The sequence below is a fragment of the Holdemania sp. 1001095H_141210_F2 genome, from assembly GCF_015558105.1.
Lineage (GTDB): Bacteria > Bacillota_I > Bacilli_A > Erysipelotrichales > Erysipelotrichaceae > Holdemania.
Window position 1 is genome coordinate 1 of sequence record NZ_JADNPO010000017.1, and the last position, 17,986, is coordinate 17,986.

Here is a 17,986-nt window from a genome sequence, read left to right on the forward strand (position 1 = left end):
TCTTTCTTGTTTCGGTTTTTCTCTCACCAACACTATTTTTGAAAGAGCCATTTTAGTGAAGAAAGTTTTGCCAGAAAGCAAGCATGTAAGATACAACCATAATAACTAGAACCATTTAATATTAAAGTTATACTAAATAGAATTTTTGAGCTAAAAGAATTAGGAATTAAACCTAAACTTTCAACTGTATAACAAACAAAGCCAATGTTAAATATCCAAATAATTATGAAAAAAAACCTGCTTAAATTCCAGTTAAATAGTGAACTATTATATTTTTTATATAGATTATTATAATCAGAATTTTCATTGTAGATATATTTTAATTTTTTAATTCTATTATAAAAATTTTTAGCCACTCCAAACCATATAGATATAATTAAAATCAAAATAAAATCATACATGATTTTATACGTATTAGATTGTTCATAGATAAATAAAACAAAATAAATAATTATCAAAAATTCAAAGACAGATACACTGAATTTAGTATCAGTTTTTTTAAATACTAAAGGAAATTTTTCAATAAAAAATTTTAACAACATACTTTCTTTAGTATATTTTTATAAACTCATATACAGAGAATTTTAAAATATACAATTCCTCCTAATATAATATGAATACTAGAAACCATTACAACCAGGATAATGCTTAGTAATCACGTCTGTAAGCATTGACACGCTGATCGATTTTATTTATAATGAAAATAATTACCCTATCTTCTTACATTAGACATTATAAAAGTAGATCGTGTGAATGTCAATGAAAGTGTAAGTAAAGTTCCAGTTTCAACACTTAAAATGTAATGAATTACCTGTTTTTTGTCCTGAACGTTCACTAAAAATTATAAAAAATCGAAGAATTTTTACCTTCGATTTTCTTATTTATACAGTTTTATAACTCAAGAAAATCTAACTTGGCTTACATCCTGACGAATCTTATAAACTGTTTAAAAGAATAAACAAATCAATTTTGAAGCCCTTTTCTCTCTTCTTTTTTCAACCTGCGCTTTAACCAGCCACCCTGCAGATAATACAGCACAAACAGGATCGAAGTCAGACTCCACGTCAACGGATAGCTGAACAAAACATTCTCAATTGTAGGATTCAGCGGAACGGCGATCCAGATCCAGACGACGCGCAATACACATACCCCCATGCAGGTCATGATCATCGGAATTACAGAATCTCCTGTGCCGCGCACCACCCCTGACAGCACCTCAATACACACATAAGTGAAATAATAGGGAGCCAGATACAACAACATCTGCATCCCCACCTCAATCACCGCCGCGTCCTGCGTAAACAAATGATAGATCCAGCGACTGGTCACCATCAAGATCCCACTCATTCCCAATGCTGTGCCAAATGCCATCGCCAGGCACACCCTGACGCTCTTGTGAATCCTGTCGATTTTACGCGCGCCGAAATTCTGTCCGACAAACGTCGTGATCGCCACGCCGAAAGCCCCCATGATCATCCAGAAGATCCCATCGATCTTCCCATACGCCGTATACGCCGCAATCGTGTCCGTGCCAAACGTATTCACGCTGGCCTGAATCACAATATTCGATACCGAATACATGACCGACTGCAGCCCAGCCGGGATCCCGATTACGACGATTTCCTTCAACAATTCGCCATGCAGCCGAATTCGCTTGCGGATCAGCCGGTAACGGTCATCCTCAGCCTGAGATAAGCTCAGATAGACAAGTCCGCCGCTGATAAACTGCGCCAGACAGGTAGCCGCCGCCGCACCGAAGACACCCCATTGGAAGACCAGGACAAAAAGCAGATCCAGAACCACGTTGGCCAGGCAGCAGACAATCAGAAAGTACATCGGCCGCTTGGAATCTCCGACAGCCCGCAGAATACCGGACCCGACATTGTACATCAAATTCGGAATCAAGCCGACGAAGTAGACAATCATATAAATCAATGAATAATTCATAATGTTCTCCGGCGTCCCCATCGCCCTTAACGCCACCGGTGCGCCGAAGATCCCAATCACCATCATGATCGCCCCGCCGATCAACGACATCGCCACCGCCGTGTGCACGGCGTCGCTTGACTGCTCCACCTTTCGCGCGCCATAATACTGTGAAATAATGACCGTCGCGCCCGAAGACAAGCCGACAAAAAAGCCGACCAGCAGATTGATCAAAGTCCCCGTCGCGCCCCCAACCGCCGCCAGCGCCTCCTTGCCGACAAACTGACCGACGATAATCGCGTCGACCGTGTTGTATAACTGCTGAAAGAACGTTCCCAGCATAATCGGAAAGAAAAACAACAGCAGCTGTTTCCAAATAACCCCTTCCGTAATCTCATTGACTGTCGGATGTTGATGCTTTCTCATCAGTAATGCTCCCCCTTAAACTGAATACTAGAATAGCACTGAAATTTCCGTTTGTCACGAACAAATATGAAAAAAACCAGAAGCATTTTTCAGCTTCTGGCCAACTCTTTTCACACTCTAATTTTGTTCGGCATTGTACTGCTTTTCATCCAGCATTTTCTCGCTGCGGGCGACGATGACCGACGTTGCAGCATCCCCGACGACGTTCAGCGAAGTAACCAGCATTTCAATCGGCCGGTTGATCGCCAGGATCAGCGAATATGCCAGCAACGCCGCGTCATTGGTATAACCCATCCCCGTCAAAATTGTGAACAGGATGACCGCTCCAGCCCCCGGAGCCGCCGGTGTGCCGATCGAAGCGATCAGCGCCAGGATCGCAATGATCGCAATGCTGGAAACCGTCACAGAATAGCCGGAGGAGGCCGCGACGAAGATCGCGGCAATGACCTGCATGATCGCCGTTCCGTCCATGTTGACCGTCATGCCTAACGGCAGCGTGAACGATGCAATTTCATCACTGACGCCCAGTTCTTCCGTTACCGTCTTGCGGTTCAGCGGCAGCGTTGCCGCACTGGAGGAAGTAGAGAAACCGAACACCGCAACTTTCGCAATCTTCTTAACGAACGGAATCGGATTGATCCGGCCCAAGACCGCCACAAAGATCGCATAGCCGACGATCAGGAAGGCCAGCAGAAGCAGCACCGTCGTCACGACATAGGCCAGCGCCGGCTTCAGATGATCGACGCCGTAGATTGCAAACGTCCGGGTCAAAAGAACGAAGATTGCCAGCGGACCAAATTTATTGATCACATAGCTTAAGCAAACTGTGATGATATCGCTGATCTCCTGCAGCAGCTTCTTTAAAACGGTTACCTTGGAACCCAGGGCGTTGATGCCCAACCCCGTCGCTACCGCTAAGAACACCACCGCCAGCACCTGTCCGTTGGTTGAGAACGCGCTGGTCATGTTGTTCGGGACGATCGACAACAAGATTGACAGCGGATTGCTTCCGCTGGACCCCGTCGAAACATTCAAGCCGCTGACTTCCACCGCATTGAAAGCCCCGGTCGCATAAACGGTAAGACCGACAGCGCCGGCGATCACCAACGCCACCACGGTCGTCAGTAAGAAAGTCCCCAGCGTCTTGCTGGAAATCCGCCCCAGCTTGCGCGTATCCGTAATCTGACAGATCGCCAACGCAATCGAACAGAAAATCATCGGTACGATGATGACCTGCAGTGCGTTGACAAACAGCTGACCGACGATGTAGAACAAACCGATCGCATTCTTGCCGGCCTCCGCCGTAATATCCTGGAATAATAGATTGTTGATAGCCACCCAGGTCTGGGTCTGGCCCGAGGTCAAGAGATTTTCACGAAGCATCAGCATGGCCAGGCCGCAGATCAGCCCCAGAACCATCGCGATCGCCATTTTGACGGCAAGATGATTGCCTTTTTTCTCTGTTTTTTTCATACAGTTCCCCTTTCATAAAAATACTCCTGACCCTTTAAGATCAGGAGTAAATGAACAGGCGAAACGTATTCATCTTCCTTGAGCAGCCTCACGGGACTCTCTTAAAGGATCACTGCAAAAAGTATACTCATAAATTCCTCCCTTGTCAACAATCAAAAAAGCACTTGTTTATGGAGCATTTTTATCCCTGGCGTATCCTTATCCCGCAGGATGAACTTTTTTCTGAAATGATTTAAGGACGAACGCTGATCGCGCCCGGGATCCGCTTGAAAGCATACGAAAGCAAAAGCTTCTCCACCTTTTTCAAATAATTTTCATAGTTGCCCCAGCTGATATTGAACGGTCCTTCGCCGCCGGCCACAACCGCAACATAAGCCGTGATCTCCCTTTCTCGAATCACCAAGGTGATCGTCACGCCCGTTGCTGAATTCACCCGCGCATAATAGCGCTCAGCTGTGATTATCTGTACCTCGGTATCACCCGCCTGCTGTCACGAAAACAACGACATCCCCGCTAAAAGCCTTGACTTGTCTGACGAAGGTTTCCGCAAATGAAGCCTCCGGCTGACCTTCAAAACGATAGAGCTGATCGATGATATTTTTACTCATTTTCCTTCCCCTTTCCCTTTCATTTGGCCCCGGATCTTGGTTGTTCTGCTTTCACGCCGGTCAAATTGTCCTATTCCTTTCCTGATGATTTTCACCTCAGCGATGGATCAAGGCGTCACCCGTGATCAGCCGCGCGTTTTCATGGCACAGCAACAGAGCAGTATCCCGGTCTGTCCGCCGTTCAATCTCGGCCTGAACATCGCTCAGCTTGATCACCCGCTTGCCCCAGCAATGATGCGCGTCAGTGCCGACGGCGTCGCAATAGCCTTCCTCTACCATCCGCCAGGCCAGCGCGCATTGTTCCTTATCGTCGTTGAGAATCAGCGAAGTCCGGTTGACCTGAAAATCGCAGCCCATAGCCCGCCATCGCTTCAGCGTAGAGAAATCCTCCTGCACGCTCTTATACCGTTCCGGATGCGCGATGATCACCTCATAGCCCGCATCCAACACCTGCTTTAACAGCTCGGTTTCGCTGCTGCCCAGATGGACCTTCTGATACCAGGGAAATTCGATCAACAGCCGCCGCGAACCGTTCAGCGTCAGCGCCCGACCGCTGCGGATCCATTCCAGCGACGCATCGGTCAAAAAGAACTCGCAGCCCAGCGCCGTTTCAATCGGCCAGTTTTCTTCGGCGATCAGCTCCTGCAGCGCCGCAAACGGCGCCGCCAGCGTTTGAGCGTCGTTTTCATATTTATAATAAGGAAGACTGTGCGGCGTACACAAGATCGCCTCAATTCCATCCTCTACCGCAATTTGCAGCATCTTCTTCGTTGTTTCCCGATCCTGCGACGCGTCGTCGACGCCCCACAACACATGACAATGAATATCAATCATTCCATTTTTTCCTCCTCTGTCCGCAATCGCTATCCTTATTATAATAGAGTGTACAAAAAAGAAAAGAGAATCCCGCAAGATTTGCTTATGTGTGATAAAGAAGTAATAGAAGTGTAAAAAATTTTGCCGTTCCTATCCGGCACATGAGGTATGTCGGATAGGTCGGGCGGTTAGGTGTCGGGCAGTTCTACCTTGCCGACAAAAGAATAATAGATTTCGATTTCCTGTCTGCGTAACTTGCCCCGGCGTTTCCCGTCAAGGGCAACGCTTTCATGGACAACGATTTTCTCCACAAACTCCCGCAGCAGAGTAGGGGTAAGTTCTTCAATGGTAGTGTGCCTGCGTACCACATTCATAAACTTTTCAGCGTTTGCGGTGGCTTCCTGCGCTTTGGAAAGTTCTTCCCGCAGTCTGGCGGCACGTTCTTTCAGTTCTTTCTGCTCGGCTTCATAGTCTGCCGACAGCTCTGTGAAACGCTCGTCCGATATGCGCCCGGTTACGCTGTCCTCATACAGCCGCTTGAAGATAGCAGATAACTCGGCTATGCGTTTCTCGGCGGCTTCCAGCTCCTTTTTCTTGGCGGCGTTCCTGCGTCTGTCCCCGTCCTCATTCTGCTCGATTAAAAGCTTCATAAACCGGGCTTCATGCTTTGCCGCATAGCTGGTAACTTTCCGCAGATTGGAGAGTACGCCAGCGGTCAAGAGGTCAGTGCGGATAAAGTGCGCTGTGCAGTCGGCGGTGCGTTTCTTGTAGCTTCCGCAGATATAACAGTCCTGCTTGCGCTTGTCCGTCTGGTATCGCTGCTGGTACATGACGCTGCCGCAGTCGGCACAAAAGAGTATGCCGGAGAACAAGCCCACTTCGTCATAACGGTTGGGGCGTTTGCGCTGCTTGCGTAACTCCTGCACCCGTTCCCACGTTTCCCGGTCAATGATAGGCTCATGGTGGTTCTCAAAAACCGCCTGCTTTTCCGGGGGATTTTCTATGCTGTGTTTCAGCTTGTAGGACGGCTTCTCGGTCTTAAAGTTTACCAGACAGCCCGTATATTCCCGGTTTTCCAGCAGATGAACCACGGTATTGGTCGCCCACTTGCACTCATAGCCGGGGTGGTAGCGGCGGGTGCTGCCCGTCCTGCGGTATTCCAGCGTCCCCGGCGTGGGGATTTGCTGCTCGGTCAGCATACGGGCTATCTTGGTCGGACCGTTCCCGGCAAGGCAAAGGCTGTAAATCTGCCGTACCACCGGGGCGGCTTCCTCGTCAATGATAAAGTTTTCGTCCTCGTCCATGAGGTAGCCATAGACGGGCTTGCTTGTGATGGGCTTTCCGCTCATGCCCTTAGAGCGTTTTACTGCCTTGATTTTCTTGCTCGTATCTCTCACCAGCCATTCGTTAAAAATGTTCCGCAGCGGGGCAAAATCATTTTCCCCCTGTGCGCTGTCCACTCCGTCATTGATAGCGATGAAGCGGACACCTTTCTGTGGGAAAATCATTTCTGTGTACATTCCCACCTGTAAGTAGTTTCGCCCTAACCTCGACATATCCTTGACGATAACTGTCCCGACTTTCCCTGCTTCAATGTCTGCAAGCATGGCTTGAAATCCGGGTCTTTGAAAGTTCGCACCGGAATAACCGTCGTCGGTGTACCAGCGCAGATTAGAAAATCCATTCTGTTTGGCATAGGTTTCCAAAATCCTCTTTTGGTTGGAAATGGAATTGCTCTCGCCTTGCAGCTCGTCCTCATGGGACAGTCTTGGGTAAAGGGCGGTAATGAGTTGCTGGGTGGTCTGTCTTAACATAAATTCCTCCGTTTCCGACAGCCAGCCCCACTATTCCGTACCTTGATTGTACCACATGGGGCGGCTGTCTGTATAGCGGCAAAAGCGTCAAATCTGCTTCTTTACGGTCGGTAAAAATGACGGTTTTTCAATCAGGCTTATCACAGGTCAAATATCCGGCGGCGGCTTCTGCTTCCAGCACTTTCATCATCTTGTCAGCGGCGGTGTCGGTCGCCCCCTCCTTGAAAAAGCCAGACACCACAAGGATTGTGTTGCCTATCCTCGTTTCGGTCACGCAGTCCGGGCGGCGGGCAGGGCGTTTGTTTCTCTGGGTGTCGGTCATAGGCAAATCTCCTTTCCGGCAAGCAGCCGTTTCAGCTGTTCCATTTTTCCCTGTGCGGCGGCTTTCCTCAAATTCTCCCCGGTAAAGCAGAGAGGGGAACACATTTCAAGCAGGCGGTCATAAATCCGGGCGTGGGCGGTGTCCTCCGGGTGCTGCAATTCCTCCAGCGTGAGGTTGGTCGTCACAATCAGCGGCTTCCTGCTCCGGTAGCGGCTGTCAATCACATTGTAGACCTGTTCCAGACCGTATTCTGTGCCACGCTCCATTCCAAAATCGTCAATGATGAGCAGGGGGAAGCTGCAAAGGCGGGAAATATATTCGTTCCTGCCCGCAAAGCTGGCGGCAAGGTCGTTTAATATTGCTGCAAAGTTTGTCATGCACACCGGGACTTCCTGCTCCATGAGGGCGTTTGCAATACACCCGGCAAAATAGCTTTTCCCAGTGCCTACCCTGCCCCACAAGAGCAGCCCGTAGTTCCCGTCCTTTATCTGTTCCCAGCGTGCCACATATCCGGCGGCGTTCTTCATCTGCGGGCAGCTGCCGTTATCGTTGGCAAATGTCCAGTCCTGCATGGTCTTGTCTGTAAAGCCCTGCCGTTTCAGCCGTTCCACCGTTTCAAGGTGGCTGCGCCGCTTCTCGGCGGCTTCCCGTTCCTTACGGGCTGCCCGCTGGCAGTCGCACTCTGACGGGTGGCGGTCACGCCCGAAAAAGGTCTTGCCCTCCGGGAAATAGGCTTCTTTGGGTTTCCGGCATTTGCCGCAGTATAAAAGCCCGTCCTCCCCGGTGTAATCCTCCGGCTCGGCTGTGGTGTCGGTCATAGGCAGTATGGTGTTGTGGATTGTATCGGTCATAGGCTTTCTCCCTCCTTGAATGAATAGTCCGGTATGCCTTTCTTTGGCTTCTCTTTGGCAGCGTCCTCCTGCGCCCACTTGTAAATGGTGGCTGCATGGCTCTGGTACTGCTTCCCGGTGGAAGCGATGTGGCAGGAAAGGCGGTCAAGGTAATACTCCCACTTGCCGGGGAAGTCCTGTTCCAGCTCCAAAAGTTCTGTGTCAGAAAGAAATACATTTTTATATCTGCCATAAGCGGCGGGGGGCTGCCCCTCACTCGCTCCTTTTGTTTGGCTCTCTATTAGGTTGTTTATATTAGTTTGGTTAGGGGACGGTTTTCCGACCGTCATAAGGTCAGTTTTCCGGCTGTCAGTTGGTCGGTTTCCCGCCCTTATGAGGGGCGGTTTTCCGTCCGTCAGTTGGTCGGAAAACTGTACCACTGGGATAGGCGGCACTTTCACATACAGACGGTTGGCGGCAGAAAAGCCCGTCCGTCTGCGTTCCAGCAGCCCGGCAGCGTCCAGTTCGTTCAGTGCGCCCTTTATGGTGGTGCAGCCTTTATCCAGCATTTCCGCTATCTCTGCTATGGGGTAGACAATGTATGTCCGTCCCTCGCTGTCCTGCCAGCCGTTCTTCTGCGAAAGGGTGGAACGGTCTAACAGCAGCGCATATAACTCTCTTGCGGTGTGGGATAGGTCTGTTTCCAGCAGGAAACGGGGGTAAGGCAGGTAAGCGGGCAGCTCCGTTCCTGCGGTCATATAATCAGCGATAGGGTTCACCTCCTTGTGGTGTCTGTCTGTGGGTTCTGTTACGCTTTTAGGGGGCGTTTTTAAGGGAAAAGGATAAATGTATCACGCACCCTTTGACACCCTCCAAAAAAGCCTTGATTTATGCGGGTTTGAAATGCCCTAAAGCGTGACATTTCTCCCTTTGTTTCCGCTTCCGTTTGGCGGCGTTTATCCGCTTCATGCGTCCGGCGCAGTCCGGGCAGTATTTCCCCCGGTTGGATTTTGGGAAGAAGAACGCCCCGCAGACAGCGCAGCGTTTCCGGCTTCCCCGGCGCAAGAGGGCGGCTTCCAGTGCTTCATCAAGGGGCAGGACAGCGGCGGTAAACCAGCGGCAGAGCAGCGAATAGCTGATACTCTGTACACACACGCAAGGCTCGCCGTCCTCCAACAGCAGGCAGTTCCCGCTGTCATAGTTGCAGCACTCATGCACAAGGCGGCGGGCTGCCCGGTACTGGCGGTAGTCCATGCGGGGGATATTACCGTTCATGGCTCTGCTCCTTTCTGCGCTGCGGCTCGCTCCGGCGTAAAATCTGGTCGATATTGCCCTTGACAGTCTGCAAGCGGCGGTACTCCTCCCGTTTTGCCCGGTAATCGTTGTAGCCGCTGTTTTTCTCTTTGATAAGGCTTTCAATCTCTGCTTGCAGGGATTTATAGCTCGGCAGCTTGGAAATGCCGTTCTCCCTGAAATAGCGGGCGGCTGCGTCTGCTATGATAAAGTCACTTTCATGCTTCTGACGGTAGGCTGCTTTTGCTTTGGCGTTTTTCTGCTGTTTCAGCCCGTCCCGGACAGGGCGGGTCTTGGAATAGGCAAGCACCTGCCGTTGCAGCTCCTTTTTCCCGTTCAGCGTCTTTTCCACCTGCTTCAACCACGCAAGGCTTTCCTGCATGGCGGCATAGGCGGCAGAACAGGCTTCGTCCAGTTCCTCCGGGGAGGAAAAGCCGTACTGCTGATAGGCGGTAACGGTAGCTGCCATTTGCTTTAGGTTGTGCTTTGCCGCCCAGCGGTCATAGCCCACGCCCTTGCCCTCGGCTCGCTTGGCTTCCCGGTCAACCATGCGCTGCAAGGTGTTGTCTGCCGGGGTGGTTTTTGCAGCTTTTTCCCCTTGTAACGGCTTTTTAACTGCGGCAGGGTATTCGGGTATGGCTTTGGTCTGTTCGGCAGCTCTGTGGGCGTTCTGCGTGAGCAGGGCAAGGACAGCAGCCTTGTCAAAATCGTCCCCCAGCTTTCGGGCTGTGATAGGCTTTGTCCTGTCCGGCGTGAGGTAGGAAAGCCGCCCCCGGCTCTCCTTGACGGTCACACCCTCCCGCAGCAAAAGGGAAGAAAACTCGTCAAAGCTGCCAGCTTGGGAAAGTGCCTGCCGTATCGTCCGGCGCAGCTTCGCCTTGTCCGTTTCAAACTTGGTGGGCTTGGTCGGCTGTCCGGCGGCTTCTCTGGCGGCGTTCTCTTTGTCAAGGGCAAGCTGCCCTTTCTTTGCCGCCCAGTATTCCCGTTCGGTTATCCGTTCCTTGCTGCCGTTCAAGAGGTCGATTTGGTAAAGCCCCTCCCGGTGGCACATTTCCATGACTTCGCTCTTGAAATATTCCATAGCGGCGTTGGTGCAGCGGTGCTTGCAGCCCTCCAGCGTGTCGGCTGGTCTGTCCATGTAGGGCAGAAGCGGGACTTCGTAAATCCGCAGGGAGTTGATGACGATATGCACATGGATATTCCCGCTGTGGTTATGCCCGTCCGGGTGGGTGCAGATTAGGGCTTGGTGTCCGGGGAAATGCTCCTTGCAGAACTGCTCGCCCAGCTCCTGCGCCCGGTCTACGGTCAAGCCGTTGTCTGTCCCGTCCCGTGGGTCAAAGCTGATGATATAGTGGTGGCTTTTCACATCTTCCCGTTTTTGGTTTTTCTCATAGCGGAGATTGGCTCGCATACAGGCAACAGCGAAATCCTCGCCCCCGCAGTTGAGGGAAGAAATGCGGTAATCCTCCCTCGGTATCAGCCGCCCGTTTTCATCAAGGGTGGCTTTCATGGTAAACTCGTCATGCTCAAATGTGAGATAGGCTTCCGCTGCGCCATAGTCGGCGTTTTTAGAGCTGATATGTTTGAATGTTGCCAACAGCGTCACCCACTTTCTGCAAGACTTCAAACTTTAGGGCAGCAAGGTCGGAAACCGCCGCCCGTACCTCCCCGGCAAGCTGCGGATAGGGACTGTGCCACTCGTTCAGCGTCCGGGCTATCTGGTTTAAGTTGCCGCCGATCCTCCCGTATTCGGCGGTCAGCTTCCCGACAGCGGCAAGCAGCTCGTCATTGATGGGGGAAACGGTTATGATGGGGCGTATGGCTGCCCCGGTTATGGCTTGCCGGATAAACTCGGCTTGGCTCATGTGGTAAGCAGAAAGCCGCTGGGCAAACTCGGCGTATTCTTCCTCGGTCATGCGTGTTTTGACTACCCGGCTGCGGTGCGGCGTGTTGTATCGTTTCATAGGTGGTTGACCTCCTTTCTGTGCGTGGTGTCCTCTCACTAATAGGAGAAAAACAGGGTGTGAAGCGGAACTGTTTTTGAAAAATCCGAAAAATATTTTGAGGGGTTTTTCAGCGGCGCAAGCCGCATAAGCAGGGTTTGGGGAAGGCACTCCCCAACAAGATTCCCGCAGGGGCAAAATGAGCGATAAGCGAATTTTGGCACCTCGGTAGAATCTTGCTCTAAGAAACTGCCGGACTGCCGCTCACTTCCTACTGCCACTTTTTCGGGAAATCGCAACCAGTTTTTTCATAAAAGGCTGCGGGCTGGCATTCTCCCCCTTATTCCCTACAAACCACAAAAGAGCAGAATGGACGGACTTTCCGGCAAGAACTTTTCCGGCAGCTCGGTCTTTCCCGACAATAAGGCGTTTTGGAAACTGTGTTTTGCCCGCTGTCTGAAAAAAACGGCAGCCTTTTTTGGTTTCACTGTCTAATACAGAACTTTTGGAAATTTGCCAAAAATGGGCGCAAAAAAAGCAGCAAATCTTTTTCGGATTTACTGCTTTGTGTGCCGCTGCGGGGTGGCGATTATTCAATTTTAAAATGAAACATCATCTTATGATAGGGTTGTTTCTGTGTGGCTGTCAGAGGAAAAGCCAGAAATTATCTATAATTATTTATATCAGGATATTTTCCTCCATCTTCATGTGAAAATGCTTCTTCAAAGTAATCAAGACTTTCAAATATAATATTGTTGTATTCTCCAATTTTAACAACATTAAAATTTAAGCTGACTGTATCTCCTATAGCATATTCATTTGTTAAATCACCATTAAATTTCCATCCAATAAGATCACCAGAAACTTTTTCATCAAAGAAAATGGTTGTGGCTTTCTCATCTGCATTATAAGTTATATCAATAACTTTATCTGCGAAATGAACCTCATCTCCAGGAGCATAGTCTTTTAGATAATCAACAGCTTCGCCGTCGGCAGGGTTAATAAATTGATTATTTAATTCAGTCATGGTTAAAATCTTATTATTTGCTAAAGTAGCTGGTGATGGATTTTCAGAAAATTGAAAAACTCGATTATTATCTCCAAAATAAAATCCATCCTCTACTTCTGGCAATGCACTTCTAGTATTTGCATTATAATAGTGTGCATAATAGCACTGCCATTTGAAACTTTCAGAAGAAATAAACTGAGCTTTCCACTTTCCGGCAGGATCACTCGCTTTTTTATCGTAAAACATATACTGATTCGTTTCTGTAACGGCACTACTAACAGTATCGTTATTTGCATCAGACAAAATAAGATTGATTTTAGCAAAAATATCAACAAAAATCACTCGATGTCCATGCATACGCATTGAACCAACTGAATTATTTACTTCTGGTTTAAAGTATACTTCATTTCCCATCTCGCCAGTATTAAATTCAATACTCGGAGACACAAGATATGCCCAATTACTATCTTTTACGCTCTGTCCATCAAGATCGATAAGTTTTTCAAAATAGTCGGATAAAACTTTCCAACCAACTTGCCACCAATTTACTTTCCGCTCACTTTCATTAGTTTGTGTCGCTTCTGCCTTTGCTTCCGGCGATAACTCACTTGCAAAAGTCGTCGTACTTGCACCTATACATAGCGTTCCTATAAGTGCCAATGATATAACCTTTTTAAATATCTTATTCATACAGTTTTATTCATACAGTTTACTCCTTTCTTGAAATTATTGAATTCGAATAATAGGATACAATTTAAGAACTATAAGGGTGTTTCATTTTATAATTAGATATATAATCATACCAACTGAACAAATAATAAAAAATACACCACCAATCCGCATTAATACTAAATATAGTTCGGTTGGTTCACCATTTTTTACTGTGAATAAATTTTCTATTTTCCATAATATTTTAGGATAACAGACCATACAAACTCCCAAAATCAATAATACCAACACCCATAAATAGTCCACCAAATTTCCCTCCTTTCAACTAAGTATCCTTGTATACATTTCTACACTATATCTTAGGATAATGCTACCATGAAAATGCCGATAAATCAAGCGTTATTCACGATATGATATGTAAAACCTCAAAAGATTTCGTCATTTTTAACAATGTTTGTTTGGAATAGTAGGGCTGCATATCAATTTTTATATGCTACTTTATGACACATAAGCATTCTCTTCAGTCTTCATTTCACAAAGCGGAACCGTCAAAATAAAGATCAGACGAAATTTTCAGTTCGTATTTATTTTCGAATTCCACAATAAACTCATTTGACGGTTTTTTATTCTTATGATAGTCCTCAGCCAGGACTCGTTTGATTTCCTCCCGCCGCAGATACGCGTCCGCTTCATTCACATAGACAATCCCATCCATGCCCGCATACGATACATAAATTTCATAAACCCATCCGGTGACGAAAACAAGCTGACTTCGACGGTATTATCCAGCACCTCATTCATGATCAGATATTTATTTTATAATGCCTCTCAGCTTTCCGAAATCTGTGGCCTCAATCCACTTCATCCTGTTTTTCATTCTTTTTCGATTTCGGCTTGTAAAACGCCCGGTTTTCCATCGGGAACAGACGCGATGTGAAGCTGCCCGGCTCCGTTTGCGCGTACGCCTTATCCAGTGTGTTCATGCGCGCGTCCAGATTGTCGATCAGATGCAGCACTTCCGCCTCCGCGACCATCGGCATGACCGGCGAACCAAATTCCAGCTGACCATGGTGCGACAAGACCATGTGCCGCAGTAAAATCGCTTCCTCGCTCTTTTCGTAGCCCAGCTGAACGGCGACTTCCATAATCTTCGCCTGCATGATCGAGATATGCCCGATCAGCTTGCCCTCCAGCGTATATTCCGTCATGACCGGGCCGGACAGTTCCGTCAGCTTGCCCAGATCATGAACCAGCACGCCGCTGACCAACAAATCCCGATCCAGCAGCGGATAGAGCTTGACGATCTCATTCGCCAGATCGACCATCCCGGTGACATGCACCGCCAGGCCGCCGACGAAGTTGTGATGGTTCTTCGCCGCCGCCGGATAATCGAAGAACGGCTTGTCGTATTCCGCGAACAATGCGCTGACAATCCCCTTATAGACCGGATTGGACAGCGAGCTGATCGCGTCCTGAATCTTCTGCTGCAACAGCTCCTTGGGAATATCCGAAGCGATAACATAATCGCTTAATTCAATACTCTGCTGATCCATCGGCGTCAGCCGGTGCACGCGCAGCTGCAGTGAATTCCGGTACCGCAGCACCTCGCAGCTGACCTCGCCGACCCGTCCCGGCACGCAGGCAGCCGCCTGTTCTTCCTTCACATCCCAGATCTTGCCTTCGATCGTCCCGGATTTATCCTGCAGCGTCAAAGACAGATAAGGCGAACCATTGCTCGTCACGCCCTTGGTGACCTGCACAAGCAAAAGCGGCAGCGTCAGGCTTTCACCTTCCTTAAACTCACTGATTTTCTTATTCATCATCCCACTCCATTTCACTTAAAATTAAATAAATATCCTCGACGTCGAAGCCCTGGGCTGAACAGTAACGGAAAACGTAATTGCGCAGCTTGGTGCCGCTGTACTTCGACTGATACCGCTTCTTTGCTTTCGCCGCCGTCTTGCGCAGGCTCTCCAGCTCGGCCCGTTCTTCCTCGACAAAGCTCAGGTTGTCCATGACCTCGTTGATCACGTCGACCGCAAAGCCCTGAGCGATCAATTTGGATTTCATCATATTCTTCTTCATCCGTACTGATTTTTCCTTGATCGTCGGCTGCAGCTTCTGCGCCCACTTCAATGCGTTGCGGAATTCCGACTGTTCATCCTCGTCGGCGAACACGGATTCAATCATCTCATACGGGATGCCCTTCTTCCGCAATGTCCGGCTGATCTTGTTTTTGCCCTGCATCAGAAGCTTCAGATTATAAACTTGATTTTTGGTATAGCGCAGGTCGTTGATCAGATCCCGTTCTTCCAGCTTCTCAACGATCTCGTTGATCTGCTTGATATCCAGCTGCGTGTTCTGCGTCAGCCAGTCGTAGATTTCCTTGCGCGTGCGGTCTTTCGCCGCGATCCGCTTCAGACAGCTCTGATACGCCTTGACCGCTTCTTCCTCGCTGATCAGTTCGTCCAGCTCATCGCTGCTGATCAGCACGTCCTTGCGCAGTCCCTTATTGAAATACGTTTCCAGCGAAACAAGAATTCGGATTTCATCGTTGGGCGAGCAGACCTTCAGCTCAACGCAGTCGTCCTTCGGCCGGATCGATTCCAGCCGGTACATCTCACGGTATTCCGCAGTCGCGCTTTCATAGACTTCCAGCACCTTCTGATAGAAAATCCGGCTGTCATAAACTTCAACCTGAGACTTCGCGGCAGCCTTCATCACGGCGCGCTCCTCTGCGCTCATCGCTAAGAAAAGCTGCACTTTCTCGGCAAACTGTTCAGGTTTCTTAAACAGGAAACCGGTCTGGCCTTCCAGCACCAGATCTTCCAGCACTTCATCCGGCCGGGCAAAAACCGGCAGTTCGCTGGCTAACGCTTCGATGTAGGTCATGCCCTGCGTTTCAGTCAGCGAAGCGGAAACAAACGCGTCCGCGCAATGGTAGTAGGAAGGAATCTGGTCCGCCGGCTTCTTCCCGGCAAAGGTGATCATTGAATCCAGCCCCAGCTCGCGCACATGGCTCTCCAAGGCTTCCTGCTCCGGCCCGCCGCCGATCACCGCAAAATGAACCGGCACCCCGGCTTCTTTTAAATAGGTAAACCCGTCGATCACAAAGTCGATGCTTTTTTCCTTCGCGATCCGGCCGACGAAAATGATCAGCGTCTCTTCCGGATTCGCCATCAGCTCTTCGCGCCGCTGCCGGATCGTTTCCGCATCCGTGCGGTGGGCGTCAAAGCGCTGCAGGTCCAGTCCGGTCGGAATCACGTGAATCCGCTTTTTAATTCCATAGCGCTGCAGCATTTCCTTGGTCTTCTGGGATGGAGCGATCAGTTCCGTGCTTGTCTCGCCATACAGCTTGCTTAAGCTGCTGACCGCTTTCTTGGCGACCTTATCAATCGTTTCCAGATTAAAGACGTTGACGTAATGTGTATAATCCTCATAGGTTGTATGATACGTCGACACCAGCGGGATCTGCAGCATTTTCGCTACGATGCGGGCGAAGATTCCAACGCCGAATTCCGTATGGGCATGGATCACATCCAGCTCCATCTCGCGGATATCCTTGAGCACCGCGAAATGAATCGGACTGGTCAGCACATAGCCGTATAAGCTTTTTAATTCCACCCCCGGCAGCCGCAGCACATTGCCTTCGCGCTGGACCTGAAGCAGTCCCGGATGGGTCGTGATCACAAACACGTCGTGACCATTCTTTTCTAGTTCCTGCTGCAGCGTCACGATGGAAGAAACGACGCCGTTGACGTCAGGCAGATAGGTATCTGTAAATAATCCAATTCTCATTTCTTTTCCTCCTGCATCGGTTCGACAACGATCGCCGGCCGGCTCTTAACCCAGATAAAGGTCAGACCGCCCAGGATCAGCATAAAGTAATAAGAGGCAAACCGCCATAAAATCATCGAGCTGGTCGCGCCCAGCTTTCCGAAGATCGTTGAAAACATCAAAACATACGTAGCTTCCGTACCGCCGCTGGCGCCCGGAATCGGAATGAATGCGTTGATCATCGACACAAACGCTGACAGCGCCATGCAGTCAATAATCAGATCAAGACTGACGTTCAGGCCCAGCGCCTGCGCGCAGAAAAACGGGATCGCATAATACAGGCCGAGCCGTACAAAGTTGGCCAGCGTCACTCGCACAATCAGCGGCCGGTGGCCTTTCAGCTTCGCGGTTTCACTACCGAACCGGTCGAGCTGATCCTTTAATAAAGCCAGCGCTTTTTCCGGATTTTTTACCAGATGCAGCTTACAGCCCAGATGCAGACCGGTCGTGCTGATCCATGTGTAAACCTTCGGGAACCGGACTAACGCCCACAACCCGATGATCACCAGGCTGTTGACCAGAAAGCCAAGCAGGACAAGCAAAAAGAACTGCGAATAGTTAGTGTAGAAATGATGAAACCGCAGCAGGATCAAAATGAAAACCGACGCGATCATCGTCGACTGGTACACGATAAAATCCATCCACAGCACGCTCGCCGAATCACTTAACGGCACGCCCTGTTTCTTAAACACATACACCTGGGCAAACTGACCACCCGAGGCGCTCGGAGTCACGCCATGGAAAAAAGAAGCCACCAGGGCGTTGACAATCCCATAATTCAACTTGTAATGCGGATTGCTGATGCGGGTCAGCTGCGTCAGTATCCAGCCGATCACACACTGATACAGAATCGCGATCGCAATGATCACGATCAGCCAGCCGGCGTTCACCTGCTGCAGAATCCCCATGACTTCGTTAAAATTATCCTTCAAGGTAAACCACAGCACTCCGGCTGTGAAGCCTACGATGAGCAGAATATTAATCACATAGTTTCGCGCTTTTTTCATACTTCCTCAGCCT

17 protein-coding genes are annotated in these 17,986 nt (G+C 49.4%); all 17 read right to left on the reverse strand.

What is annotated here, in order from left to right; genetic code table 11:
• Positions 1–963: 963 nt before the first annotated feature.
• The 17 genes from I2G61_RS10735 to I2G61_RS10810 all read right to left on the reverse strand — a co-directional run bounded on the left by I2G61_RS10735 (position 964) and on the right by I2G61_RS10810 (position 17,973).
• Positions 964–2,352: an MATE family efflux transporter gene (locus I2G61_RS10735; protein WP_072684170.1), complete on the reverse strand. Its 1,389-nt coding sequence runs from the start codon at positions 2,350–2,352 to the stop codon at positions 964–966.
• 117 nt (positions 2,353–2,469) lie between these two features.
• Positions 2,470–3,825 (reverse strand): dicarboxylate/amino acid:cation symporter, encoded by a 1,356-nt coding sequence (locus tag I2G61_RS10740; RefSeq protein WP_072684169.1) that lies wholly within the window; start codon positions 3,823–3,825, stop codon positions 2,470–2,472.
• 232 nt (positions 3,826–4,057) lie between these two features.
• Positions 4,058–4,258 (reverse strand): hypothetical protein, encoded by a 201-nt coding sequence (locus I2G61_RS10745; RefSeq protein ID WP_139248593.1) that lies wholly within the window; start codon positions 4,256–4,258, stop codon positions 4,058–4,060.
• 43 nt (positions 4,259–4,301) lie between these two features.
• Positions 4,302–4,433, reverse strand: a complete 132-nt coding sequence (locus I2G61_RS16665; RefSeq protein ID WP_255370394.1) for a hypothetical protein — start codon at positions 4,431–4,433, stop codon at positions 4,302–4,304.
• A gap of 96 nt (positions 4,434–4,529) precedes the next feature.
• Positions 4,530–5,267, reverse strand: coding sequence for a tyrosine-protein phosphatase (locus I2G61_RS10750; protein ID WP_195548264.1), 738 nt, complete (start codon positions 5,265–5,267; stop codon positions 4,530–4,532).
• Between the two features lie 170 nt (positions 5,268–5,437).
• Positions 5,438–7,063 carry a recombinase family protein gene (locus tag I2G61_RS10755; RefSeq protein ID WP_002594230.1) on the reverse strand — a complete coding sequence of 542 codons (1,626 nt, stop codon included), beginning with the start codon at positions 7,061–7,063 and terminating at the stop codon, positions 5,438–5,440.
• 127 nt (positions 7,064–7,190) lie between these two features.
• Positions 7,191–7,385 carry a transposon-encoded TnpW family protein gene (locus I2G61_RS10760; protein ID WP_002594231.1) on the reverse strand — a complete coding sequence of 65 codons (195 nt, stop codon included), beginning with the start codon at positions 7,383–7,385 and terminating at the stop codon, positions 7,191–7,193.
• Positions 7,382–8,236, reverse strand: a complete 855-nt coding sequence (locus tag I2G61_RS10765) for an ATP-binding protein (RefSeq protein ID WP_002594232.1) — start codon at positions 8,234–8,236, stop codon at positions 7,382–7,384. Before I2G61_RS10765 ends, I2G61_RS10760 begins: the two co-directional genes overlap by 4 nt.
• Positions 8,233–8,973, reverse strand: a complete 741-nt coding sequence (locus I2G61_RS10770; protein WP_002594233.1) for a replication initiator protein A — start codon at positions 8,971–8,973, stop codon at positions 8,233–8,235. The genes I2G61_RS10765 and I2G61_RS10770 overlap by 4 nt, the downstream gene beginning before the upstream one ends.
• Positions 8,974–9,103: 130 nt before the next feature.
• Positions 9,104–9,490: a cysteine-rich VLP domain-containing protein gene (locus tag I2G61_RS10775; RefSeq protein ID WP_002594234.1), complete on the reverse strand. Its 387-nt coding sequence runs from the start codon at positions 9,488–9,490 to the stop codon at positions 9,104–9,106.
• Complete coding sequence (locus tag I2G61_RS10780; protein ID WP_002594235.1) at positions 9,480–11,105, reverse strand: relaxase/mobilization nuclease domain-containing protein; 1,626 nt, start codon at positions 11,103–11,105, stop codon at positions 9,480–9,482. Before I2G61_RS10780 ends, I2G61_RS10775 begins: the two co-directional genes overlap by 11 nt.
• On the reverse strand, positions 11,077–11,472 hold the full coding sequence (locus I2G61_RS10785; RefSeq protein ID WP_002594236.1) for a plasmid mobilization relaxosome protein MobC: 396 nt from the start codon (positions 11,470–11,472) through the stop codon (positions 11,077–11,079). The genes I2G61_RS10780 and I2G61_RS10785 overlap by 29 nt, the downstream gene beginning before the upstream one ends.
• 643 nt (positions 11,473–12,115) lie before the next feature.
• Positions 12,116–13,150 (reverse strand): hypothetical protein, encoded by a 1,035-nt coding sequence (locus tag I2G61_RS10790; protein ID WP_118447846.1) that lies wholly within the window; start codon positions 13,148–13,150, stop codon positions 12,116–12,118.
• Positions 13,151–13,234: 84 nt separating this feature from the next.
• Positions 13,235–13,435 carry a DUF6199 family natural product biosynthesis protein gene (locus tag I2G61_RS10795; RefSeq protein ID WP_117659859.1) on the reverse strand — a complete coding sequence of 67 codons (201 nt, stop codon included), beginning with the start codon at positions 13,433–13,435 and terminating at the stop codon, positions 13,235–13,237.
• A gap of 545 nt (positions 13,436–13,980) precedes the next feature.
• The gene (locus I2G61_RS10800) at positions 13,981–14,949 is read right to left on the reverse strand and encodes a 3'-5' exoribonuclease YhaM family protein (RefSeq protein WP_072684165.1); all 969 of its coding nucleotides are present in this window, start codon (positions 14,947–14,949) and stop codon (positions 13,981–13,983) included.
• Positions 14,942–16,927 carry a RecX family transcriptional regulator gene (locus I2G61_RS10805; RefSeq protein ID WP_072684164.1) on the reverse strand — a complete coding sequence of 662 codons (1,986 nt, stop codon included), beginning with the start codon at positions 16,925–16,927 and terminating at the stop codon, positions 14,942–14,944. The genes I2G61_RS10800 and I2G61_RS10805 overlap by 8 nt, the downstream gene beginning before the upstream one ends.
• On the reverse strand, positions 16,924–17,973 hold the full coding sequence (locus I2G61_RS10810; protein ID WP_072684163.1) for a lysylphosphatidylglycerol synthase transmembrane domain-containing protein: 1,050 nt from the start codon (positions 17,971–17,973) through the stop codon (positions 16,924–16,926). Before I2G61_RS10810 ends, I2G61_RS10805 begins: the two co-directional genes overlap by 4 nt.
• Positions 17,974–17,986 lie beyond the last annotated feature (13 nt).

Coding starts and splice junctions, on each gene's coding strand:
- I2G61_RS10810 (WP_072684163.1), bottom strand. CDS start 17,973: ATGAAAAAAGCGCGAAACTATGTGATTAATATTCTGCTCATCGTAGGC.
- I2G61_RS10735 (WP_072684170.1), bottom strand. CDS start 2,352: ATGAGAAAGCATCAACATCCGACAGTCAATGAGATTACGGAAGGGGTT.
- I2G61_RS10765 (WP_002594232.1), bottom strand. CDS start 8,236: ATGACCGATACAATCCACAACACCATACTGCCTATGACCGACACCACA.
- I2G61_RS10770 (WP_002594233.1), bottom strand. CDS start 8,973: ATGACCGCAGGAACGGAGCTGCCCGCTTACCTGCCTTACCCCCGTTTC.
- I2G61_RS10740 (WP_072684169.1), bottom strand. CDS start 3,825: ATGAAAAAAACAGAGAAAAAAGGCAATCATCTTGCCGTCAAAATGGCG.
- I2G61_RS10750 (WP_195548264.1), bottom strand. CDS start 5,267: ATGATTGATATTCATTGTCATGTGTTGTGGGGCGTCGACGACGCGTCG.
- I2G61_RS10775 (WP_002594234.1), bottom strand. CDS start 9,490: ATGAACGGTAATATCCCCCGCATGGACTACCGCCAGTACCGGGCAGCC.
- I2G61_RS10785 (WP_002594236.1), bottom strand. CDS start 11,472: ATGAAACGATACAACACGCCGCACCGCAGCCGGGTAGTCAAAACACGC.
- I2G61_RS10790 (WP_118447846.1), bottom strand. CDS start 13,150: ATGAATAAGATATTTAAAAAGGTTATATCATTGGCACTTATAGGAACG.
- I2G61_RS10755 (WP_002594230.1), bottom strand. CDS start 7,063: ATGTTAAGACAGACCACCCAGCAACTCATTACCGCCCTTTACCCAAGA.
- I2G61_RS16665 (WP_255370394.1), bottom strand. CDS start 4,433: ATGAGTAAAAATATCATCGATCAGCTCTATCGTTTTGAAGGTCAGCCG.
- I2G61_RS10800 (WP_072684165.1), bottom strand. CDS start 14,949: ATGAATAAGAAAATCAGTGAGTTTAAGGAAGGTGAAAGCCTGACGCTG.
- I2G61_RS10760 (WP_002594231.1), bottom strand. CDS start 7,385: ATGACCGACACCCAGAGAAACAAACGCCCTGCCCGCCGCCCGGACTGC.
- I2G61_RS10805 (WP_072684164.1), bottom strand. CDS start 16,927: ATGAGAATTGGATTATTTACAGATACCTATCTGCCTGACGTCAACGGC.